This window comes from Nocardia seriolae NBRC 15557 (assembly GCF_007990715.1).
GTDB classification, from domain to species: Bacteria; Actinomycetota; Actinomycetes; order Mycobacteriales; family Mycobacteriaceae; genus Nocardia; species Nocardia seriolae.
Map to the genome: position 1 here is coordinate 1 of NZ_BJWY01000022.1, position 20,243 is coordinate 20,243.

Annotated in this window: 24 protein-coding genes and 2 pseudogenes; 7 read left to right on the forward strand and 19 right to left on the reverse strand. The window is 68.7% G+C overall.

Annotated features, from left to right (window positions below; genetic code table 11):
• Nucleotides 1–24: 24 nt before the first annotated feature.
• Together NS2_RS35930 and NS2_RS09935 are read right to left on the reverse strand one after the other, a co-directional pair.
• Entirely contained in the window at nt 25–189 is a 165-nt protein-coding gene (locus NS2_RS35930) for a hypothetical protein (protein WP_162836605.1), read from the reverse strand.
• A pseudogene (locus tag NS2_RS09935) lies at nt 186–464 on the reverse strand (IS701 family transposase); the annotation flags it as partial. The gene NS2_RS35930 and the pseudogene NS2_RS09935, both read right to left, overlap by 4 nt.
• 331 nt (nt 465–795) lie before the next feature.
• Here NS2_RS09935 and NS2_RS09940 point away from each other — a divergent pair.
• A complete protein-coding gene (locus NS2_RS09940) occupies nt 796–2,469 on the forward strand; it encodes an endo-1,4-beta-xylanase (RefSeq protein WP_158543961.1) in 1,674 nt (557 codons plus the stop codon).
• A 37-nt stretch (nt 2,470–2,506) separates the two neighbouring features.
• Here the strand turns inward: NS2_RS09940 and NS2_RS09945 are convergent, their stop codons facing one another.
• From NS2_RS09945 to NS2_RS09990, 11 genes and pseudogenes are all read right to left on the reverse strand, one after another.
• Nucleotides 2,507–2,965: an SRPBCC family protein gene (locus tag NS2_RS09945; protein ID WP_033087182.1), complete on the reverse strand. Its 459-nt coding sequence runs from the start codon at nt 2,963–2,965 to the stop codon at nt 2,507–2,509.
• Between the two features lie 13 nt (nt 2,966–2,978).
• Nucleotides 2,979–4,346, reverse strand: a complete 1,368-nt coding sequence (locus tag NS2_RS09950) for a flavin monoamine oxidase family protein (RefSeq protein ID WP_033087183.1) — start codon at nt 4,344–4,346, stop codon at nt 2,979–2,981.
• Nucleotides 4,343–5,275, reverse strand: a complete 933-nt coding sequence (locus tag NS2_RS09955) for a carbohydrate kinase family protein (protein ID WP_036545405.1) — start codon at nt 5,273–5,275, stop codon at nt 4,343–4,345. The genes NS2_RS09950 and NS2_RS09955 overlap by 4 nt, the downstream gene beginning before the upstream one ends.
• Nucleotides 5,275–5,766, reverse strand: coding sequence for a class II aldolase/adducin family protein (locus NS2_RS09960; protein ID WP_306455120.1), 492 nt, complete (start codon nt 5,764–5,766; stop codon nt 5,275–5,277). The genes NS2_RS09955 and NS2_RS09960 overlap by 1 nt, the downstream gene beginning before the upstream one ends.
• 80 nt (nt 5,767–5,846) lie before the next feature.
• Nucleotides 5,847–5,945: pseudogene (locus NS2_RS38375) on the reverse strand (class II aldolase/adducin family protein); the annotation flags it as partial.
• A 150-nt stretch (nt 5,946–6,095) separates the two neighbouring features.
• Nucleotides 6,096–7,268, reverse strand: a complete 1,173-nt coding sequence (locus NS2_RS09965) for an MFS transporter (RefSeq protein ID WP_158543959.1) — start codon at nt 7,266–7,268, stop codon at nt 6,096–6,098.
• 99 nt (nt 7,269–7,367) lie between these two features.
• Complete coding sequence (locus NS2_RS09970; RefSeq protein ID WP_143161214.1) at nt 7,368–7,859, reverse strand: hypothetical protein; 492 nt, start codon at nt 7,857–7,859, stop codon at nt 7,368–7,370.
• Nucleotides 7,860–8,037: 178 nt separating this feature from the next.
• The gene (locus tag NS2_RS09975) at nt 8,038–9,057 is read right to left on the reverse strand and encodes an AraC family transcriptional regulator (protein ID WP_143161213.1); all 1,020 of its coding nucleotides are present in this window, start codon (nt 9,055–9,057) and stop codon (nt 8,038–8,040) included.
• Nucleotides 9,058–9,136: 79 nt separating this feature from the next.
• Nucleotides 9,137–9,784, reverse strand: coding sequence for an NUDIX hydrolase (locus tag NS2_RS09980; protein WP_063864954.1), 648 nt, complete (start codon nt 9,782–9,784; stop codon nt 9,137–9,139).
• Nucleotides 9,785–9,838: 54 nt separating this feature from the next.
• Nucleotides 9,839–10,723 carry a DUF5995 family protein gene (locus NS2_RS09985; protein WP_228102494.1) on the reverse strand — a complete coding sequence of 295 codons (885 nt, stop codon included), beginning with the start codon at nt 10,721–10,723 and terminating at the stop codon, nt 9,839–9,841.
• A gap of 171 nt (nt 10,724–10,894) precedes the next feature.
• Nucleotides 10,895–11,314 carry a MarR family winged helix-turn-helix transcriptional regulator gene (locus NS2_RS09990; RefSeq protein WP_228102495.1) on the reverse strand — a complete coding sequence of 140 codons (420 nt, stop codon included), beginning with the start codon at nt 11,312–11,314 and terminating at the stop codon, nt 10,895–10,897.
• Between the two features lie 150 nt (nt 11,315–11,464).
• On the opposite strand from NS2_RS09990, the gene NS2_RS09995 reads away from it, so the two are divergent.
• From NS2_RS09995 to NS2_RS10005, 3 genes are all read left to right on the forward strand, one after another.
• Nucleotides 11,465–12,025: a hypothetical protein gene (locus NS2_RS09995; RefSeq protein ID WP_143161212.1), complete on the forward strand. Its 561-nt coding sequence runs from the start codon at nt 11,465–11,467 to the stop codon at nt 12,023–12,025.
• 232 nt (nt 12,026–12,257) lie between these two features.
• Nucleotides 12,258–13,655, forward strand: coding sequence for an MFS transporter (locus NS2_RS10000; RefSeq protein ID WP_033087219.1), 1,398 nt, complete (start codon nt 12,258–12,260; stop codon nt 13,653–13,655).
• Nucleotides 13,597–14,007 (forward strand): LysR substrate-binding domain-containing protein, encoded by a 411-nt coding sequence (locus NS2_RS10005; protein ID WP_081985805.1) that lies wholly within the window; start codon nt 13,597–13,599, stop codon nt 14,005–14,007. The genes NS2_RS10000 and NS2_RS10005 overlap by 59 nt, the downstream gene beginning before the upstream one ends.
• A gap of 3 nt (nt 14,008–14,010) precedes the next feature.
• Here the strand turns inward: NS2_RS10005 and NS2_RS10010 are convergent, their stop codons facing one another.
• The 3 genes from NS2_RS10010 to NS2_RS10020 form a co-directional block, all read right to left on the reverse strand.
• Nucleotides 14,011–14,880, reverse strand: a complete 870-nt coding sequence (locus tag NS2_RS10010) for an SGNH/GDSL hydrolase family protein (RefSeq protein WP_052086239.1) — start codon at nt 14,878–14,880, stop codon at nt 14,011–14,013.
• Between the two features lie 118 nt (nt 14,881–14,998).
• Complete coding sequence (locus NS2_RS10015) at nt 14,999–15,826, reverse strand: acyl-CoA thioesterase domain-containing protein (protein ID WP_045436938.1); 828 nt, start codon at nt 15,824–15,826, stop codon at nt 14,999–15,001.
• A 78-nt stretch (nt 15,827–15,904) separates the two neighbouring features.
• Nucleotides 15,905–16,279 (reverse strand): cupin domain-containing protein, encoded by a 375-nt coding sequence (locus NS2_RS10020; RefSeq protein WP_033087190.1) that lies wholly within the window; start codon nt 16,277–16,279, stop codon nt 15,905–15,907.
• Nucleotides 16,280–16,360: 81 nt separating this feature from the next.
• Here NS2_RS10020 and NS2_RS10025 point away from each other — a divergent pair, with 81 nt between their 5' ends.
• Nucleotides 16,361–16,807 (forward strand): MarR family winged helix-turn-helix transcriptional regulator, encoded by a 447-nt coding sequence (locus tag NS2_RS10025; RefSeq protein WP_033087191.1) that lies wholly within the window; start codon nt 16,361–16,363, stop codon nt 16,805–16,807.
• Nucleotides 16,808–16,820: 13 nt separating this feature from the next.
• Here NS2_RS10025 and NS2_RS10030 read toward each other — a convergent pair whose 3' ends face one another.
• Together NS2_RS10030 and NS2_RS10035 are read right to left on the reverse strand one after the other, a co-directional pair.
• Nucleotides 16,821–17,678, reverse strand: coding sequence for a GNAT family N-acetyltransferase (locus NS2_RS10030; RefSeq protein ID WP_033087192.1), 858 nt, complete (start codon nt 17,676–17,678; stop codon nt 16,821–16,823).
• The gene (locus tag NS2_RS10035; RefSeq protein WP_222594865.1) at nt 17,653–18,096 is read right to left on the reverse strand and encodes a VOC family protein; all 444 of its coding nucleotides are present in this window, start codon (nt 18,094–18,096) and stop codon (nt 17,653–17,655) included. Before NS2_RS10035 ends, NS2_RS10030 begins: the two co-directional genes overlap by 26 nt.
• Nucleotides 18,097–18,207: 111 nt before the next feature.
• Here NS2_RS10035 and NS2_RS10040 point away from each other — a divergent pair, with 111 nt between their 5' ends.
• Nucleotides 18,208–18,522: a hypothetical protein gene (locus NS2_RS10040; RefSeq protein WP_033087193.1), complete on the forward strand. Its 315-nt coding sequence runs from the start codon at nt 18,208–18,210 to the stop codon at nt 18,520–18,522.
• Between the two features lie 73 nt (nt 18,523–18,595).
• Nucleotides 18,596–19,627, forward strand: a complete 1,032-nt coding sequence (locus NS2_RS10045; RefSeq protein ID WP_033087221.1) for a crotonase/enoyl-CoA hydratase family protein — start codon at nt 18,596–18,598, stop codon at nt 19,625–19,627.
• 21 nt (nt 19,628–19,648) lie between these two features.
• Here the strand turns inward: NS2_RS10045 and NS2_RS10050 are convergent, their stop codons facing one another.
• Nucleotides 19,649–20,113 carry a MarR family winged helix-turn-helix transcriptional regulator gene (locus NS2_RS10050; RefSeq protein WP_052086247.1) on the reverse strand — a complete coding sequence of 155 codons (465 nt, stop codon included), beginning with the start codon at nt 20,111–20,113 and terminating at the stop codon, nt 19,649–19,651.
• Between the last annotated feature and the right edge of the window lie 130 nt (nt 20,114–20,243).

Here is a 20,243-nt window from a genome sequence, read left to right on the forward strand (position 1 = left end):
CTAATACTGCAACGACACTTGTGTTCAGGTGAGTGGGTGGCCGCGGCGGCGGTAGTGGGAGAGGCGGGCTTGGTGTTGTCGGCGGCGTCGCCAGCGTGACCAGGTCCAGATATGGTCGGGGCGGTGGTGGCGGGTGAGGACGAAGGCGATGAGCAGGCGGCGGATCTCCGGTAGCGTGAGAGCGATCATGTCTTCGTCAGGATCGGCGAGTCCCCCTTTGCGGCAATGGTTTTCGAGGCTGCCAGCCAGGCCGGGGCGAGCATCGACAGGGTGATGTGGGCATACCAGGCGCGCCAGGCGCGGACCTGGTAGTGATCGAGCCCGGCTTCGCCTTTGGCCTGCTGGAACGCTTCCTCCACGTGCCAGCGCGACCCGGCTGTCCAGGCCAGATCGACCAGGCGGGCGGTGGCCGGACCGTAGCAGAGGCAGTAGGCGATCTCGGTGGGCTTGGCGATGCTGCGCCGCACATCGACGAATGGCGCGTCGTGATCGCATGCTTCACCCCGCAATATCAGGTACGCATGGTCGCCACGCCAGCCAACCAATTCCAAGAGGCCGCACTGCCCGCGATGCACGACGAACAGTTCTCGCCACCCGACCCATCGTGCCAAGACGGTTGGTACAACCTCAATCTCACGAAAAGACCCGACTGATCGAGCGACCGCGCACAACCGCACAGGTCCGCTTCACGGCATTCTCATGATCGGTTGTCTACCGTTCGGTCTCGCGTGTTCGACGTGGCGGAGTCGGTTGTCCGGGTGTGGGTTTTCCGGCGGATCGAGAAGGTGGACGGGGATGGTTGTGCGCGGGCTGGTGGCCTGGGTGGTGGCGGCTCTGGTGTGCGGTTTCGCGGCGGGATGCGGTGGCTCCGAGGCGTCGGATGGGGTGGGGGCGGGCGGCGTCGAACTGTTGAAGGGTCGTGATTGGGCGCATTTCGCCGGTGCCCAGGTCACCGATGCCGGTGTCCACGTCAGCGGTCTGGGCAGGGTGATCGTCGCGCAGGACGGCTCGGGCGGGCAGCCGAATCCACCGGTGAATCTGCGCGGCCCGCGCTTGGACGTGCACGGCGACTTCGACATTCAGGCTCGTATCCGTGGTGTCGGGGAACGGCCTGCCTACTTGCAGCTCTACGGCGAGGTACCGGTGATCTATGACGAATGGCGGCAGGAACGCCGCAGTGTTCGCATCGGTGTCGATACCGGTGGAGTCGAAGTCGCGCTGTGGGATGGTTCCGCCGCGACTCCGGGCACTTCCCGGTGGGTGCATCCACTGCCGCCGGAGGTCGAGCTGTCGGTCCGACGTGTCGGCGATGACCTCGAATTCCGTTGCGATGGCGTGCTGTTGGGGACGATCGCCGAACAAGCCGTCTTCGGTTCCGGGCAAATCCGGTTCGGTGCCGATGCCGCAGTGGGCGACGGCTGGGACCTGACCGCATTGCGTGCCACCTCACTTCCCGGTGGTTCGGCGCGCGTATCCGACGCACTCGTCCCCGATGGCGCTTCCGGCGACGGGCTGGGCTCACTGGCCGTACGTGCCGGCCACCACCTGGCGGTCGGGGCGGCGGTGGCGTCCGCCCCGCTGTTCAGCGACCAGCGATATCGGAATCTGGTGGTGAACCAATTCTCGATGCTCACACCCGAGAACGACATGAAACCGCGGTTCCTCCACCCGCAGCCCGCGGTGTACGACTTCACCGAGTCCGATGCGCTGGTCGAATTCGCCGACGCCAACCGGATGACGGTGCACGGGCACACCCTTGTCTTCGGCGAAGCGCTGCCGCCATGGATGCGTGCGATACCGGCAGCCGGACTGCGGCAGACGATGATCGACCATGTCACTACCGTGGCCGCCCATTTCCGTGGCAGAGTCGCCGAGTGGGACGTGGTCAACGAACCACTCTCGGTCGAGGACGCCGACTATGCGGACGGCAAACCCGCTCTGCGACAACATATGTGGCAGCAGGCGATGGGCGAGGACTACATCGACACCGCCTTTCGCGCGGCCCGCTCCGCCGATCCCCAGGCTCGGCTGTATCTGAACGAATTCGGCGCCGAAGCCGACGGTCCGCGTTGGGATGCGTTGCTGGCCTTGGTAACCCGTCTCGTCCGCAGTGGCGTCCCACTCGATGGCGTCGGCTTCCAGGCCCACATTCACGAGGAGAGCGATCGGATCGACGAACGAGTCTTCGCCCGCCACATCGACGCCCTCGCCGCACTCGGTCTGCGTTCGCGTGTCTCGGAAATCGATGTACACGGCGAGGATCCGGACGAACAAGCCGAACAGTTGGCCGATGCCCTTTCCGTCTGCCTGTCCCGCCCCACCTTGCATCCTTCGGCATCTGGGGTGTCGGCGACCGCTACGGGTGCACCGCCACCGCGGGCACCTACCCACTCCGCCCCGGTGACGAACTCCCGTGGGATACCGAACTGCGCCCCAAACCCGCCGTCGAAGCGCTACGGCAAACCCTGACGCGGTGACGCGACCGCGACAGTTCGCGGTGGCGGGGTCAGCCTTCGGCGATGATCAGGTCGGTCAGGTTGGACATCGAGGATTGCATGCCCTGACGGGTCCCGGGTTGCACGATGCGGTGGAGTAGGCGGCCGAAGGGGGCGGGGGCGATTCGGTAGTGGACCGCATAGGTCATTTCCGTTCCGCCGTCGACGGGGCGGAAGTCGAAAATGTTGGTCATTTCTCGCAGTGGCTCGAATCCGATGCCGGTGTCGACGCGGCGGCGGAGCGGGTCGATTTCGCGGACCGTCCAGAGGGAGCGGGTGGTCAGGGGGCCGAGGGTACGGTTGCGTTCGGCGTAGGTCTTGCCGATCTCGGCGGTGCCGTGGTGGTCGGTCACTTCCAGTACCGCGGCCACCCATTCGGCGTAGCGGGCGGTGTCGGAGACGACTTCCCATACTCGTTCGACCGGCGCGGGGATTACCGCGCGTTCCGAGATCTCGAAATGCACTGGCATGGATATCCTTTCGTCAGAGTTGTGCGAGGACGCCGCGGGCGGTGTCGCGACCGGAGCGCACCGCACCGTCCATGAATCCGTTCCAGTGGTCGGCGTGCTCGGCGCCCGCCCAGTGCACCAGGCCGAACGGGGTGTCGCGCCAGGAGCCCAGACTCGACAGGACGCCGGTGCCGGGCACCGAGGTCGGCCCGCCACGGGTCCATTCCTCTGTGGTCCAGTCCATTTCGAAATCGTCGAGCGGCCGCAACGCGTCGCGGCCCACGACCTTCGCGAACTCGCGCAGCACCGCGCCACGGCGTTCCCGCGGCGGCCGGTGCGCCCATTTGCGCCACTGCGCGCCGCCGACGAAACCCATCAGCACACCCGGTCCGGCGTCCGGCGGGGTGTTGTCGAACATGGAACAGACGGGGGAATCGGCACGGAACACGCCCTGGCCGTTGAGTCCGTCGGCCCGCCAGAACGGTTCCGGGTACACCGCTTCGCATTTCATCAAGGTGCCGAAGGCCGAGCGGGAGAACAGTGCGTCCTGCTGCGGCGGCAGCAGCGGACGCCACGCGATGCGGGCGGCGAGAGCGGGCGGTATCGCCACGATCACCCGCGACGCGCGGTGGACGCCGGAGTCGGCGGTCACGCGCACGCCGTGCGCGTCCTGCTCGATCAGCCGCACCGGGGAATCCAGCACCACCCGGCCGTCCAGCTGCTCGGCCATGAGCTCCGAAATGCGTTGCGAGCCACCGATGAAACGGGACTCCTGGGCTCCGCCGGTGACCCCGATGCCGCGGTCGATGGTGCCGGGTGTGGTCTCGTTGCCGAAACCGGCTATGTACCACAGGCTGAACAGCAGCGAGGCGTCGGCGGCCGACCCGCCGTAGGCGGAACCGAGGAAGACGTTCATCAGGTCCAGCGCGCCGTCGGTGAGCGTGGTGCCGCGCAGCCAGCTCTCGAAGGTCATGCCGTCCCACTTGTGGGCGTGGTCCGCGCGCCAGGGCTTGTCCAGCGGGATGGTGCGGGCCAGGGTGTTGATCCGGTGCATGGCGACACCCAGATCCGGCAGCGCCAGCACGTCCGGCGGGATGTCCCCGGTGAAACGACGTGCGGAATCGCCGCGCACGTACACGCCGGCGCCTTCGGTATAGGCGGGGAAGGTCTGCACGTCGAGGTCGCGGGCCAGCCCGAGGATGTGATCCTGTGTGGGGCCGACGAACTGGCCGCCCGCCTCGACCACCCGGCCGTCGCCGAGGTCGTGATTGAGGGTGCGCCCGCCGACCCGCGAACGGGCTTCCAGGACAGTGACATTCAGTCCTTCGGCCACCAGTTCGCGGGCGGCGGTCAGGCCGGCCAGCCCCGCGCCCACGACGATGACGTCCGTTTTCTCGCTCACAGCGTGGCGGTCCCTTCCGCGTAGATGTCGGCGGCGTCCAGATCGAAGTCGCCGTGATCGCTGCCGAGCCCCTGCGCCACGAGAGCGGCTGCCGCGCAACCCAATACAGCGGCGGCGCGCAGATCGCGACCCAGTGCGATACCGCGCAGGAAACCGGCCGAGAACGCGTCCCCGCACCCGGTGGTGTCCACGACGTCGGTGGCGAAGGCCGGTACCGCGAACGTCTCGGTGGCGGTGACCACCAGCGCGCCCTGCGCGCCACGGGTCGCCACGACACAGCCCACGCCGCGGTCCACCAGTTCGCGGCAGCCCTGTTCGAGGGTGGCGGCACCGGTGCAGCCGAGCACCTGATCGTCGTTGGGCAGCAGATAGTCCAGGTGCGGCAGCGCCGGGGCGATCCAGGCCAGCACGCCCGGGTCGCCCGTGGCGAGCAGATCGGCCGACGTGACGACACCGGCGGCGCGGGCGGGTTCGAGGATCTGCGCCGCCGCCTCCCCGCCCATCAACTCCGGTCCGCCCAGATGCAGGTGGGTGGCGCCGGCGATCTCCTCGTGCGGAGCGTCGGCCGGGCTGTAGGTCAGGTTGGCGCCGGGCACGTGGAAGGCGGGACGGCTGCCGTCGGGCCGGATGGGCAGCACCGAAGCCGAGGTCTGAACTTCCTTGCGCCGCAACAGCAGCGAGGTGTCGATGCCGCGCGCGCCGAGCATGGCGAGCAGCAGATCACCGATCGGGTCGGTGCCGATCGCGCCCGCGCAGCGGACGGTCGCACCGAGTTTCGCCAGGGTGAGGGCCGTCCCGCCGGCGGTGCCCGCCGGGCTGAACCGGATCTGCTCGACCAGGGTCGCGCCCTGCCCGTCCGGGATCGCCTGCACCGGCCGCACCTGCACGTCGAACACGTGCGCTCCCAGGCAGATTATCGATTGGCTCACTACGTGTCCTGTTCTTCCAAACGATGGGTGGTGCCGTAGCCGCGGCGCAGCGCCGCCTCGATCACGGCCAGCTGCTGTTCTTCGCCGAGCGTGCGCACCGCGCCCGAAACCGTTGCCTTGCGGTAGATCTCGCACAGCCACTCCAGCAGCAGCGTGTTCTCCACCGCGTCGTCCAGGCTCGACCCGAGGGCGACCGCGCCGTGGTTGGCCATCAGCGCGGCGCGCTTGCCGTCCAGCGCGGCGAGCACGTGGGCAGCCAGTTCGGGGGTGCCGAAGGTGGCGAACGGAGCCACCCGGATCACACCGCCGAGCAGCAGCTGCTGATAGTGCACGCACGGGATCTCGTCCACGACCAGCGACAGCGCGGTGGACTCGACCGCATGGGTGTGCACCACCGCGCCCGCGTCGAACCGCGCGTACACGCCCAGATGCAGTTCCAGTTCCGAGGTGGGCACGAGCCCACCGGCGAGCACCCGCCCGGCCGCGTCCACGACGGTGACATCCCGGGTCCGGCATCCGCGAGACGCACCCCGGTCGCGGTCACGGCCACGTGATCGCCGACCTTGCGGCTCACATTGCCCGCGGTGCCGATCAGCAGCCCGGCCGCGGCCAGCCTGCGAGCCGCTGCGGCCACCTCCGTGCGAGCTTCGTCGAATTCCGTGTGCGACATCGGATTACCGCGCCTTTCCCGGTCGGCCGCCGACCGCGCCCGGGCGGCGGACCGCGTTTCTTGTCGACGTCATTCGAACACTCAACGAGGGAGTCCTTCGGGAGATCGGTTGGGAGAAGAACGAATCGGATCGAGGCTCGGGCTCGGCGGTCAGAGTCGAGCGGTCACCGCGTCCGATGGACGGTGGCGTTCCCGGCCCAGTCGCCGCAGCGCGGGCGTGGCGGCGAGCAGGACGACGGCGGGGATCGTGAACGCGTAGCCGAGGGCGGGACCGGCCGCGACCAGGCCCAGTGCCACCGCGCCGGCGACGGCTCCGGCGTAGTTGAACAGGTTGACCCGGGCGATCACTTCGTCGCTTCGATCGGGCCGCAGATCGCCCGCCGCCCCGAACGCGATCGGCACCAGGATTCCGGTGCACACACCCGCGGCGGCGAACCCGGCGACCGCGCCGCCGAGGGTGGGAACGACCGCGACGACACCGCATCCGGCCACCCCGACCGCCGTGGCCGCGGTGGCCAGGCGCGCACGGCCGAAGCGCCGCACCGCCGGATCCACGGCGAGCCGAGCCAGGAACACCGCAGCCTGATAGGCGGCATACCCCAGCGGCGCGGCCGCACTCGCGACATGGAGACCATCCGCCAGATACACCGTGCCCCAGGCCGAAACCGCCGAATCGACGGTGAAAGCCGCCAGCACCAGCAATCCGACGAACCAGATTCCGCTCCGCGGCAACGGGTCTCGCCGCGCGCCGTCGTCGTGTGGCCGGTGGGCGGCGCGCGCCCGATCGAACAACCGGATACCGGCGAATGCGACGGCCAGCTGCCCGGCCGCGGTCAGCAGGAGCGGAAGCAGCGACGAGGTCGTCGCGAGGCAGGCCGAGACCAGCAATGCGCCGCCCACCGCCGCCGCGGTGTACGAGGCGTACAACCGCCCCAACAGCGAAGCGCCGCTGCGCTTTTGCGCGAGGACGCCCTGCATGTTGGACGCGGCGTCGACCATACCCAGGCCGATTCCGTAAGCGGCCAAGGCCAAGACGAAGACGCCGAAGTCGGTGAGTCCCGCGATCGCGCCCAGCGCCACCGCTTCCAGGACCAGCCCCGAGCACAGCGCCTGCCGACTCCCCCAGCGCACCGCCACCAGGTCGGCCAGCGCCGAGCCCGTCGCCGCCGCGACGCACACACCCAGCAGCAACAACGACACCGTCGTCTCACCGATGCGCAGCCGCGTTTCGAGTTGCGGAAGCACGGTCACGAGTGCCGCGTACCCGAGCCCCTGGGCGGCGTAAGCGCCTGCCAGACCGATGAATTCGGCGCGGTTCTGCACGGTTGTCTCCCGATTTTCGATAGCCGTGGACGCGGAAGGTGTGGACCGCCGGTCGACGGCCCACACCGACTCTCCGGTCAGCGCCGACAGACTCGGCGGTCAGGGCGTGGCGGGCAGCGGCGCGCTGATCTCGCCCGCCGCGTGCAGGGTGCCGTAGGCCTGACCGAGTGCGGCCAGACCGGCGGGCACGCCGACCACGACACCGCCGATGATCGGGCCGATCGCCGCGCCGATGCCCAGCCCGGGGATGCATCCGCCGATCGCGCCGACGACGGCTCCGATCGCACAGCCCGCGACCAACCCGATCACACCACCGGCCATGCTGCCGACCGTGGCGCCGAGCATGAATTCATTTCCGGCCTGGTTCAACGCATTGTTGATATCGGCCTGGGCGTCGATGGGCGTCGCCGACTGAACGGGCGAAATCGCATCGCCCACAGCCGGAACCAGAGCGGCGGGCGCGGCCTGGACGGGGGCCGGATCCGAGGCCACCGCGGGCGCGGCATTGGCTGTCGCGGCTTCCGCGCCGAGCGCGACCAAGGCCGCCGTGGCGACCGCCAGAGTCATCCGGGTACGTGCAGTGTTCCGCATGGTGGATCCTTCGTTGATTCGTCGCGTTCGCGCCGGGATTCGACGCCGCAGGACCGCACTGCTCGATGTCGGCAAGGTGACCAGCGGCTGGGCAGAAATCTAAGACCGGGTGAACGCCGTCACACGCGGTGGCCGCACGCTGACCGTACGCACCCCCACAATGGCCGGAAATCCCCCGTCAGCCCGCGAGCCGCCGCTCGGCGCTGGGCGGGTGTCCCGTCCAGCGGATGTAGGCGCGCCGGAAGTCCCGGATATCGCTGTAGCCGACCTCGCGCGCGACGACCGCGACCGGCAGGCTGGATTCGCGAAGCAGCAGGATCGCGTGCCGCTGTCGCACCCGGTCTCGGATGGCACTGAAACTCTGCTCGGCCACGGCCAGTTGACGGCGCAGGGTGCGTTCGGACATATGTAGATGACCCGCGACGTCGGCCGCCGAGAGCGGACGACTCAGGTCCCGTTCGAGCGCGACCTCGACCGCGGCCACCACATCGGACTCCTCACGGCCGATGCCCAGCAATCGCCGGCACGCGTCGACCGCGAGTGCCCGGGTGGGTTCGTGGTGGGTCGGGAAGGCGATATCGAGCGCCCGCGCCGGGAAGAAGGCGCGGTCGGCGTCGGCGCCGAATTCCACCCGGCAGCGCAGGAAACGCGCGTACTCGGCGGCGTACGGCGGGGGCGGGTAGGTCAGCTCCACCCGGGACGGCGACCAGTCCCCGCCGATGACCGTGCGCGCGAACACCATCAGGGTGGACAGCGCCTCTTCGACGAGGAACCGGCGCAGCTCGGGCTCGGGTCGGCGCTCCCGGAAGCGCAACGCGACCTCGTCGTCGAAGTGCTCGAGATCCACGTCGACGAGGCTGCCCGAGGCCAGATGCAGATCGAGCGCCACCGACACCGCCTCGCTCACCGTGGCGCAGGAGCGCATGGCGACCCCGAGCATTCCCATCGACAGCAGCATGTCCCGGCCGCCCACCAGCAGGCCGAGCGGCTTGCCGGGCATATCCCGCACGGCCCGCCGCAGCACCGCCGCCGCCTGGCGGAACGACACCTTCACCGGGTCGGGGGCCAGCAGGTGCGCGGCATCGAGCCCGGTGCCGACGAACCAGGCGTCGACCTCGATCCCTTCACGGCGGCCGATCTCCGCGACCCCGCTCAGGACCGTGGGCGGGATGATCGGCATATCGATTCGAGCGTTCACGCGGCCCGCCTTCCGGACCGCACCGCCCTCAAGCTGGTCACATGACCAATACTAGGCGACACCGCGGTCTGCCGGGCGGTCATTCCCACGCGAAGCGGGGTTGGTCCATGTGGTCGACGCGAGTGGGGCGACGGTGCAGAGCGACCTCGCGGAACTGGTAGAGGATCGCGGCGGTGGGGGCGTGCAGGTGTCCACCGAGCATGGGCAGCTGGATGGTGGGTCGATCGGAGCCCGGAACCGGGACCAGGCGCGGTTCCACGTCGAGCTCCGCCAGTGGAATCCAGTGCACCGCAGCCACTTCGGCGGGGTTTGGGGTGAGGTCGGGGGCGTTGCCGACCCAGGCCACCACCGGAGTCATCACATAGCCGGAGCGAGTCGGGTAGTCGTCGAGCAGCCCCAAGACGGCCGATCGGGGCAGGTCGACGCCCAGCTCCTCGTGCAGCTCACGCAGCGCCGCCGCTTCCGGATCCTCCCCCGGATCCAGGCGGCCGCCCGGCAGCGCCAGCTGCCCGGCATGGGCCCGGAGCCCCAGCGCCCGCTCGGTCAGCCAAATGCCCTGCGCCCCATCGCGATCGACTATCGCTATCAGCACCGCCGCAGGCTTGCGATCATCGGCCTCGACGACTCGCCGACCGAACGACTCCAAGGCTTCCACCATTGCGCGCCGCACCCGATCGGCGGACCCAGCACTGCCGCGATCCCCACGGGCGTCGCTGTCAACCGGCATGGACCGAACCTAAGTCGCCCCGCCACGCGGCGTCAATGCCACTCGGGTGGGTGGTCAGATCCCGTTCAGTTGAGCCAGGATGTCGAAGGCGCGTTCGGCGGTTTGGCGTTCGAATTCGATTTCCGCGCTGATCGCCGGTGCCAGTGCGGGATTCGCGAGGGCGAGGCCGTTGGCGAAGATCGTGGTGTTGGCGGCGAGGTCGCCGACGACCAGCATCGGCGTGGTGGCCACGCCCTTGCCGAGCACGCTGTCCAGACCCTCACCCACGAAGTAGAAGCGCCACAGCGGACCCATTTTCGCCTGGTAGATCCGGTCGGTGCGCTCGGTGATGAGGTCACCGGTCGCGGCGATACTGGCGACGATCTTGAAGTAGTCGCCCGCGTCCGCCGGGGTGGACCCGGTGGCGGCGACCGTGCGGGGCAGGTCGATCACGAGGTGCGCGTTGTATCCGGCGAGCGCGACCCGCGCGGGCGACGCCGAACAATCGGCGGCCAGGGTGAAGTAGTTGGCCCAGTGCGGTTCCGGAGTTCCGCCGGTGAATTCGGCGTGCACATTGTCGAGGAATCTGCGCAGTAGGTCGTAGCTGAGCCGGTGCGCGTAATCGGGGTCGGCGAACGCCTGCGGATCGCGCTGCAGAGGCATGACCGCGGCACCCTCGACGACATCCAGCCCGGTCGCGAACGCACCCCGGCGATCCCCCCGCTGCTCGAACAGCTCGGTGATCCGATGGTGCCGGGCGACGGCCTCCTCCAACTTCGCGAGCCCGTCCGCACCGCCGATGGTGCTCGTATCGGACAGCTCGGCGACCTCGGCGCTCGCGGCGGACGACAGCACCGGACCACACGAGGCCGGCACCGGTTCGGCCAGCGCGCTGACGGGTGCGACGAGAGCAGAGGCGAACGACAGCGCGACAACCGATCTCGAAATTACATTGAGCACGATGAATTTCTAGCAGCGTTTCACCCCCGCCACCGGGGAGCGCGACAACCAGCGCCATCCGGGCCGCCGAATCACACTGTGCACAAGCCCCTTTCGCCCGCTATGCAGTTCGTCACACCACTCGGGCGGAATTCGCCATTGCCTCGCTCATCAGCGCGTCGAATTCGGTGGTCATCGCCCGGCCTCCCGGAGTGCCTCGACCACGGTGTGGAATCCGGCGATCGCGGCCGCGTCGACGTGTTCCAGCGCGCGCGACTCCACGCGCGCGAAGCCCTCGCTGATCGCCGATGCGGTGGTTCGACCCCGGTCGGTCAGCTCGATCAGTACCGCCCGGCGATCGGTGGGATGCGCAGTGCGGCTGATGCATTCGCGTCGCTCCAGGCGATCCAGCACGCTGGTCAGGGTGGTCGGGCGGGTGCCGATCGCGGCGCCCAGCTCGGAAACGGTGCACCCCTTGCCATCCGCGAGGTTGGCCAGCGCATTGATCTCGGCCGCGGTGAGATCCAGATCGGCCAGTTCGGCGGTGATGAGCTGCAGGGTGGCATGCGTGGCACGCTGCAGCGCCAGCAGCACCGGCGAATCGGTTATCACGATTTCAGATTATACGAAATCGTAGTATCTGGACACCCCGAGCGGCCGGGTGACCATCGGTGCTTCGATGTTTCGGTGCGATCCGTTCTGGCGATTCATCGGTGATGAAATGAACGACCCCCGGATACCCAGGGATTGGAGAGTGCCGATATGTCGAACGAGCAGTTCGAGCCCTATCCGGGTTCGGGTCGATACGAGCCGTTCGGGCCCGGTCAGCCGCAGGGCGGCAAGCCGACGCCGCCACAGACGGTGATCTACGCCTTCTACCTCATGCTGGCCGGGGCCGCGTTGACCCTGGCCGGGGTGTTGTACGGCCTCACCCAGTACTCGCAAACCCGGGAGCGGGCCCTTCGCGCCGGAAACGGCAACCTCACCGACCGCGAGCTCGACATGATCGTCGAGGTCTCGTTCGTCGTCGGCATCGTGGCCGGGCTGATCTCCGTCGGCCTCTGGATCTGGATGGCCTACAAAAACCGCGCCGGCCGAAACTGGGCCCGCGTCACCTCAACCGTCTTCTTCGGCCTCTACACCGCCAGCCTGGCGCTGACCGGTGCCATCGGAAACAGCCCCGCAATCTCGATAGCATTCACAATCCTGACCTGGCTCGTCGGCCTCGCCACCGTAATCCTGTTGTGGCTCAACCAATCCAGCGCGTCCTTCCACCCAGCCCCGACCCCGACCCCCTACCTCCCCGGCCCGTACGGGGGCTGATGGTCACCTCATGATCCGGTAGGCGCAATGCCGGGGATGCCGACCGCTCGATCCCGGAGAGCCTCGGCGGGCGTGGGTCGCGTCACATGCACATCGGTTGCATATACCCCCTGGGGGTATTAGGTTTCTCGGTGTCGAGCAGGACGAAATCGGAAAGGAGGGCGCGGGATGTGCGAGTGCCGGTGTCTCAGCTATCTGCAACCGCCCCGACCACTTTCAGGAAGTGAATCCGATGTCTGCCGCTCCTGCGATCAATTCCCTTTTCCGTAACCGCGACTACCTTCGACTGTTCACCGCTCAGGTGTCGGGGCTGTTCGGTACCGGACTGACCACCGTCGCGCTGGGGCTGCTCGCCTACGACCTCGCGGGCGGCGCCGCCGCGGCCGTGCTCGGTACCGCGCTCACCATCAAGATGCTGGTTTATGTGACGGTCGCGCCCGTGGTGGCCGCGTATGCCGGGCGGCTGCCGCGGCGCACGTTTCTGACCGCGCTGCACCTGATTCGGGCCGGTGTCGTACTGGCGCTGCCGTTCAGCGATCAGATCTGGCAGATCTACGTGCTGATCGCGGTGCTCCAAACAGCTTCCGCCGCATACACTCCCACCTATCAGGCCGTCATCCCCGACATTCTGCCCGACGAGCGCGAGTACACCCGTGCAGTGTCGGCGGCGCAGTTGGCCGCCACCATGGAGACGCTGCTGAGCCCGATGCTGGCCGCGGCGGCGTTGACGGTCATGAGCTTCCACTGGCTGTTCGTCGGCACCGCGATCGGATTCGCCGTATCGGCGGGACTCGTGGTCGCCACCCGGATTCCGAACGCGACTGTCACCACGGGTGATTCGTTCCGCGAGCGGATCACCGCCGGCATCCGCATCTTCGCCGCGACACCGCGGCTGCGCGGCCTGCTCGGGCTGAACCTGGTGGTCGCCGCGGCCGGTTCGGTGGTCATGGTCAATACCGTGAACTACGTGCGGGACACCCTCGGCGGAACCCAGTCGGGTGTCGCAATGCTGCTGGCCGCCAATGGCTTCGGCACCATGCTCGTCGCCCTGGCCGTCCCCCGGGTACTCGATCGCGGCGGTGCGCGGCCGGTGATGCTGGCCGGTGCGGCCACCCTGCTCGGCGGGCTCGGCACCGCTATCGCGCTGTCGCCGGCGGATTCGGGTGACTGGCGGTGGGCCGCTGCCATCGCGATCTGGGCGCTGACCGGTGCGGGCACCGCGGCCATCCTGACGCCGACCGGGCAGGTGCTGCGGCAGTCCTCGCACGCCGCGGATCGGCCCGCGTTGTTCGCGGCCCAGTTCTCCCTCTCGCACCTGGCCTGGCTGCTCACCTACCCGGTGACCGGATGGCTCACCACCACAGCCGGTTTCACCACCACCTGGGTGACGCTGGCGGCCTTCGCCGCGATCGGCATCACGGTGGCGCTGCGCGCCTGGCCGCGCCGCGATCCCGAGGTGATCACCCACCTGCACGCGGTCGGCAGCATCGACACCGACCGGCTGGGCGAGGCCGCCGAACTGGTGGACGACCGGTACTACCGCCACACCCACGCCTACGTCATCGACGCCGATCACCGGCGCTGGCCGGTCCGCACGCCACGCGGGCTCGAAATCACCGCCGCAGCCTGAGGACCCCTCTGCCCGTGCTCGCGAGCACGGAATCCGCCCGGGCGAAGTCGGCGGCGGCCATGCCGCCGTTGATGGCGGCGGTGACGATGGCGACGGCCATCCGGTGCGGATCGGCGCGGTCACCGATCGCCCCGACGACTGGCTGATCGCCATCGCCAACGGCTACGGCATCGCACTCGCGCCGGAATCGGCGTCGCGCTACTTCGCCCGGCCCGGCATCGTCTACCGACCGGTCGAGGGCGTGAGTCCCACCCGGGTCGGCGTCGCCTGGCGGCCGTCCGAGGACGCCGACCCGGTGGTGCGGGAATTCGTGCGCAGCTGTCTCGAATACCGCGAGACCGCGCGGGAGTAGGAATCAGAGGGTGGCGACCATCTGCTGCGCGGTGGCGGCGTGGCCGTACTGGTTCGGATGGAACCTCGCGCCCTCGCCATTGTCGACCGAGGTGCCGTTGACCCAGCGGTCCGGGATGGCCTCGCAGGCGTCGTGACCGTTGTAGATCTCGTAGGTGCTGAAGTATTCGGTGCCGGCCTGCGAGCGCAGCATGGTGTTCAACCCGCCGACGACGGTGTCGCGCGCCCAGTCGACATCACCGGGCAGCACCGGCTGCCGCCCGGCGCACAGGGCGGCATTGTCGGGCAGGATGTGCGGGTAGCCGACCAGCACGACCCGGGCCTGCGGCGCTCGACTCTTGATGTCGGACACCAGCTTCGCGACCTTGGCCGAGGTCTGCGAGAGCCGGGTCGGCATGGACGCGTCGTACTTGTGCTTGCAGCCCAGCAGCAGTTCGGCGCTGCCGCTGGTGCTTCCGGTGCCGAGATCCTGGAGCACTGCGCTGCCCGTCCCGGACCCGGTGCCGAGGGTCCCGGCCATCACGCAGTCCTTGACGATGTCGCCGAAGCCGATGTCATTGCCGCCGACGCCGAGGGTGACCAGGGCGGTGTCGGAGGTGACCGCCGAGAGCTGGGTGGCGGTCACGCTGTCGGTGGTCGCGCCGCCGCAGGTGACATCGGTGAGGCTGTACCCGCGCTGCGCCGCGAACAGATGCGCGTAGTTGCGATCGGAGCGCGAGCAGGTGGTGTCGAGAATGTTCGAGATGCCGATACCGGCCGCGTACGAATCCCCCAGTGCCACATACTTCGTGCCGCTCGCCCCGGCGGGGGCGATGCCGACGAGCGTCCCGGCGGCGACGATCGCAATAGTGGACAGGCAGTGCTTCAGTTTCACGATATGGGTCCTCGCGTCGATGCTCGGGTGAATAGCCCAAGACGGTACGAGATGACCTTGCGCCCAGTAGGTCGAGTTGCCGAATCGTGATCAGGAACCGGGCGCTATCGCGAGGGTGTCAGCGGCCGTTCGACCCCGGAATCGCCCGGGCGGCGGCGAATTCGGCCATGTCGATCAGGCGCATGGCATTGGCCAGGGCCGTGATCGTGGTGGTGCCGAGGGGACCGCTGCGGTCGTAGAGAACAGCGGTGGCCACGGCAATGCCATTGGCGGCGATATGGTTCTGCGCGACCAGGCCGACCTCGGGCGCTTCGGGCAGCCGGGTGAGCGTGAGGGTGACATCGGAATTGATGTAGCCGACGCCCTGGGTGCCCCAGTTGCAGACCAGGTTGGCGGTGTCGCCGACGAAGGCCGCTCGCTCGAACGGAGTGATGGGACGGCCCTCGATCAGGCACGGCACGTTGTTCCACGCCGACTTCCGGTGCGGGTTGACCCCGGAGGCGAAATCGTGGGTCCAGTCGTGGATTCCGGACTTGAACAGCGGCGGGCTGCCATGGGGGCCGTCGAGCCGCTGATCGGGGACGGGCAGGTAGTCGAGAGTGGGCTGCCAGACCTCGCCCGGCGGCTCGTCGGCCACGGCCAGGTAGTGGACGCTGGCGCGGGCGCGGACCTCGCCGCGCTGGATGATCGAGGCGTCGGCCACCCGGATTCGGTTGCCGTCGCGGACGATCGCACTGACGAGCTCGATCGGCTCGTTGAGGACCGGGCGGAACATATCGACGGTGAACCGGGCCGGGAGGAAACCCGGCCCGGGGCTGTGGGTTTCGAGCTGGTGCGCCAGCAGGCCGCACACCGCGGTGCCCGCCAGTTGGGCGTCGGACCAGGCGCTGACCGCCATCGGGGCCGCGGTGTAGCGACCGTTCGCCTCGGTGAAGAACGCGACCATACTCTCTCCCCTACCCTTCCGATGATCTTCCAGACTAGAACATGTTTCAGGAAGGTGAGGGGCGGGGCCGGTCCGCCGTCAGTTCACCCAGGGCGGGTTGACGACGGTGCCGTCGAGGAGTTCGCCGGTGAAGCCGACGGGCGCATTGACCAGCACTTCGGCCACGGCGTCGGACGGATTGTCCAGGCGGATGACCGATCCGGCCGGGGCCACCGCCGCATCACCGGCGGCCAACCGCGCGGATTCGCCCTCGATGGTCATGGTGATACCGCCCGCGAGGACGACGAACGCCTCCTCGCGGTGGATCCGGTGCGGGACGCCCTCGGTCCCGGGCGCGATCTCCAGCCGCCACACGCACAGTTCACTGCTGCCGGTGGCGGGGCGGACCAGCGGGGTGAAGCGGGAGCCGTGCATTTCGTGGGACTGGACATCGGCGGCGTGAATGACAGGCATGCGCCTTCTCCTTTTAGTCAATCTGCTTGACTAATATAGTCAAGCTTGTTGACTTTTCTGTCAAGTGCCAAGATTCCAGGCATGCCCGGATACGCACAGGACCTGCCGCTGCTGCTGCTCGCGGCCGCCGCGGAGGTGACCGACGCCATCCACCACGGCACGGTCGCGGCCGGATTCACCGATATCCGGCCCAGCCACGGCTTCGCGTTCGTGCGCATGGCGCCCAACGGCGCGACGGTCGGCGAGCTCGCCGAACACCTGAGCGTGACCAAGCAGGCCGCCAGCCAGCTGGTCGACGAACTCGTGAAAAAGGGCTACGCCCAGCGCAATCCGCACCCCTCCGATGCCCGCGCCAAACTCATCACGCTGACCGAGCGCGGTTGGGCGTGCACCCGTGCCGCCGACGCCGCGGCCGCGCGGTTCACCGAGCGGTGGCTGGCGACGCTCGGACCGGCGGCCACGGTCGAACTACGCAATACGCTCGCGCGGGTCGTCATACCCGGCCGGGTGAGACCCTCCGCGTGGTGAATCCGGCCGCCGCTCAGCCGAGTTCGAGGGTGGTCACCCCGAAGACGCGCTCGCGGCGGTGGGGGCGAACGGGACCGGTGTACATCCGGGCCGTCTCGAAACTCGGCCGCAGACCGGCCTCCTCCATCAGGCGCACCGCGGCCTCGTTCACGAGCGGGACATCCACCGCCAGTGGCATTCCGGCCGCGTGGGCGGCGAGCGCGGCCAGCAACTGGCGCGCGTCGGCGGGAGTGTCGGCGAACAGCGGGCCCACCCGCAGTGAATCGCGAGCCGGGCGCAGGGTGGCGTAACCGGTGACGGTGCCGTCGACAATGCGCGCGAAGGTCCGGTGACCCGGCTCATTGAGCCAGGCGGTCAGGAAATCCGGACGGTCCGCCGGGTGGCAGGCGGAGTCGTAGGGCTGCAGGGCGGCGAAATCCGTTGGCGAGAGGGCGGTTACCGAGTCATCGGGCAGCGGCAGGCGCGGGATGCCGGTGAATCGTGCACTGTTGTAGGCGAGTTCGAATCCGCTGCGGCGATAGTTGTCCTGCTGGTCGGGCACCCCGTCGAGTCCGACGACCCGGTCGCCCGCGTGCTTCATCCCGGCCTCCCAGGTGGCCAGGCCGAATCCGTACCCGCGCAGGTCTTTTCGCACGAGATAGAACCCCAGGAAGGCGAAGTCGCCGCCGTGGTTGACCACCGACACCGCGGTGGCGGGCTCCCCGTTCACCCGCCCCAGCAGGAACCCGTCCGGATCCTGCGCGAAGAACGCGGTGACATCCCGCGCCCCCGGATTCCAGCCTTCGGCGGCGGCCCACCCCACCACGGTGGCCCATTCCGCCGGCGTGGCGCGAGCAATGACGAGATCATCGAGACGCACGGCATCCGGCATGCCACCACCGTAGCCGCAAAAGCTCTGCTACTCCCTGAGATTCAGGCAGATGGGGGTGCCCCTCGGGGTCCAGCACGATGCCCCACGGCAGCTGGTTGTCCCAATCCGGATTGAGGCCGGGCTGGAATTCGGGAATCGTCGCGCCCAGCGCGACGGCGAGATCGGTGGCCTGGTCGATATCGACCACGTTCAGGTCCACGTGCACCCGTTTCGGGTGCAGCGGGCTGTCGGGCCAGGGCGCGGCCGTGTGCCCCTCCACGAAACCGAAGCACAGCACCGACTTTCCATCGGTGATCAGCGCATATCCGTCCTCGGAGTGCATGATTCGCCAATCCAGCAGGGCACTGTAGAACTCGGCGAGCCGGCGCGGATCGGCGGAGTCGATGGTGACGCAGCTGAGCGCGATCGGCGCGGTCACGGTGGTTCCCTTCGGTCGATGGAGCGGCCATCCAACTGCCCGGCAACCATAACCCGCCCCTCCGGTAGGGTCGGGCAAAGACATTGCCGACCAGCAGCGGGGTTGCGAGAAATGGCCGACTACGCGCACTCCGATCACGCCAGCCGCAGCCGCGAAGAGAAGGCCCGGCGGCTGGCCGCCTACGTGTGGGACCGCGGGATCAGCGGGGACGAGCTGCTGGCCATGCCCACCGCCCAACGCCGCAAACTGGCGCGCGCCGCCGACACCAACCCACCCAGCACCGAGGAAACCTGGCAGGTGGTGGCCCGCCTGCTCGCCGACAAGGACGCCTGGGCAACCCGCCACCCCGACCACCCCGCCGCCCGCCGCGAGCGGCGCGACGAGAAGATCCTCTGGGTCAAACCACCGGTCAAACCCTGGGAATAGGCGCCGCCGAGCGAGGCCCCGATCGGGCAGTGGGCTCTTGACAGCAAGAAGTGAATGAGTGTTCACTCCTTGGGTGGGACCTGACTACGAGAACCATTCGGGGACGCGACCGGCCGCCTGGCGTGACGATCTGACCGGCGGGGACGACTCGCTGTTCGCGGGACGTCCCGAGCCGGTGAACGAATACACCGGACGCACGCTGACCTACGAGGTGACCGGGCGCATCGCGCGGATCACCTTCAATCGGCCGGAGCGCGGGAATGCGATCACCGCGGATACGCCGATCGAACTGGCAGCCGCGGTGGAGCGGGCCGATCTGGATCCGCGCGTGCACGTGATGGTGGCGAGCGGGCGCGGCAAGGGGTTCTGCGGCGGGTACGACCTGTCGATATTCGCCGAGAACAGTTTCGCCCCGGCCGAGGGCTCGCAGCCGACCGAGGGCACGGTGCTGGATCCGGTCGTCCAGGCGCGCAACCACAATCCCTGGGGCACTTGGGATCCCATGGTCGACTACGCCATGATGTCGCGGTTCAACCGCGGGTTCTCCAGTCTGCTGCACGCCAACAAGCCGACCGTGGCCAAGGTGCACGGGTTCGCCATCGCGGGCGGCACCGATATCGCGCTGTTCGCCGATCAGATCGTCTGCGCCGAGGACGCCCGCTTCGGGTACCCGCCCACCCGCACCTGGGGCATTCCGGCCGCGGGCATGTGGGCGCATCGGGTCGGTGACCAGCGCGCCAAGCGGATGCTGTTCACCGGCGACAGCCTCAGCGGCAAGCAGGCGCAGGAGTGGGGGCTGGCCATCGAGGCCCCGCCCGCCGACGAGCTGGACGCGCGGACAGAGGAACTGCTGGAACGCATTTCGCGGGTCCCGATCAACCAGCTGGTCATGGCGAAACTGGCCCTCAACAGCGCACTGCTCAATCAGGGCGTGCTCAACTCCGGCATGATCAGCACGGTCTTCGACGGCATCTCCCGCCACACCCGCGAGGGCTACGCCTTCCAATTGCGTTCGGCCACCGCCGGTTTCCGCGAGTCCGTGCGCGAACGCGATGAGCCGTTCGGGGATTGGAAGCGCGCGCAGTTCGACCGCGAGAAGGACTGAACGCCGAGCGGGTCCGCGGGCTCAGCCGATGCCTTCGACATCGGTGCGTTCCACCTCGGCGACCACGCGCTTTGCCAGTGAGCGCAGGGCCGCGGCTTCGGCCGCGGTCATATCGTCGATGAACAACCGCCGCACCAGTTCGACGTGATTCGGCGCGGCGGCTTCGAGGGCCTCGCGGCCCGCGCCGGTGAGGCGAACCTCGCGGCCACGCGCATCGTCGACGGCCTGACAGCGGTCGACGAGGCCGCGGGCGGCCATGCGCGACAGGTGCTTCGACAGGCGGCTCTTGTCCCAGCAGATCTCCGCGCCCAGTTCCTTGGCGCGCAGCTGACCACCGGCCGCGGACAGCGCGACCAGCACCTCGTAGTCGGAGGTGGACAGGCCGTCCCGGGTCAGTCCGGCGGCGATGGCGGCGTCCAGGCGTTGCCGCATGCGAATGAAGGACTGCCAGGTCGTCTGTTCCTCGTCGGTCAGCCAGCGCGTCATGACCTCCATAGTATCGATGCTTAGTTGACACGGACACCATATGGATCCACAGGATCTTCACGGCGGCTCGAGGCAACCCTCCGGCGGCACTGTGAAGTACAGTGCTTTCGGTTCGATTTGCGTAGTTCTG

Coding starts and splice junctions, on each gene's coding strand:
- NS2_RS10015 (WP_045436938.1), bottom strand. CDS start 15,826: ATGGTCGCGTTCTTCACCGAGGCGAACGGTCGCTACACCGCGGCCCCG.
- NS2_RS09940 (WP_158543961.1), top strand. CDS start 796: ATGGTTGTGCGCGGGCTGGTGGCCTGGGTGGTGGCGGCTCTGGTGTGC.
- NS2_RS10050 (WP_052086247.1), bottom strand. CDS start 20,113: ATGACGCGCTGGCTGACCGACGAGGAACAGACGACCTGGCAGTCCTTC.
- NS2_RS10000 (WP_033087219.1), top strand. CDS start 12,258: ATGTCTGCCGCTCCTGCGATCAATTCCCTTTTCCGTAACCGCGACTAC.
- NS2_RS10040 (WP_033087193.1), top strand. CDS start 18,208: ATGGCCGACTACGCGCACTCCGATCACGCCAGCCGCAGCCGCGAAGAG.
- NS2_RS09995 (WP_143161212.1), top strand. CDS start 11,465: ATGTCGAACGAGCAGTTCGAGCCCTATCCGGGTTCGGGTCGATACGAG.
- NS2_RS10030 (WP_033087192.1), bottom strand. CDS start 17,678: ATGCCGGATGCCGTGCGTCTCGATGATCTCGTCATTGCTCGCGCCACG.
- NS2_RS09970 (WP_143161214.1), bottom strand. CDS start 7,859: ATGCGGAACACTGCACGTACCCGGATGACTCTGGCGGTCGCCACGGCG.
- NS2_RS10025 (WP_033087191.1), top strand. CDS start 16,361: ATGCCCGGATACGCACAGGACCTGCCGCTGCTGCTGCTCGCGGCCGCC.
- NS2_RS09980 (WP_063864954.1), bottom strand. CDS start 9,784: ATGCCGGTTGACAGCGACGCCCGTGGGGATCGCGGCAGTGCTGGGTCC.
- NS2_RS10020 (WP_033087190.1), bottom strand. CDS start 16,279: ATGCCTGTCATTCACGCCGCCGATGTCCAGTCCCACGAAATGCACGGC.
- NS2_RS35930 (WP_162836605.1), bottom strand. CDS start 189: ATGATCGCTCTCACGCTACCGGAGATCCGCCGCCTGCTCATCGCCTTC.
- NS2_RS09945 (WP_033087182.1), bottom strand. CDS start 2,965: ATGCCAGTGCATTTCGAGATCTCGGAACGCGCGGTAATCCCCGCGCCG.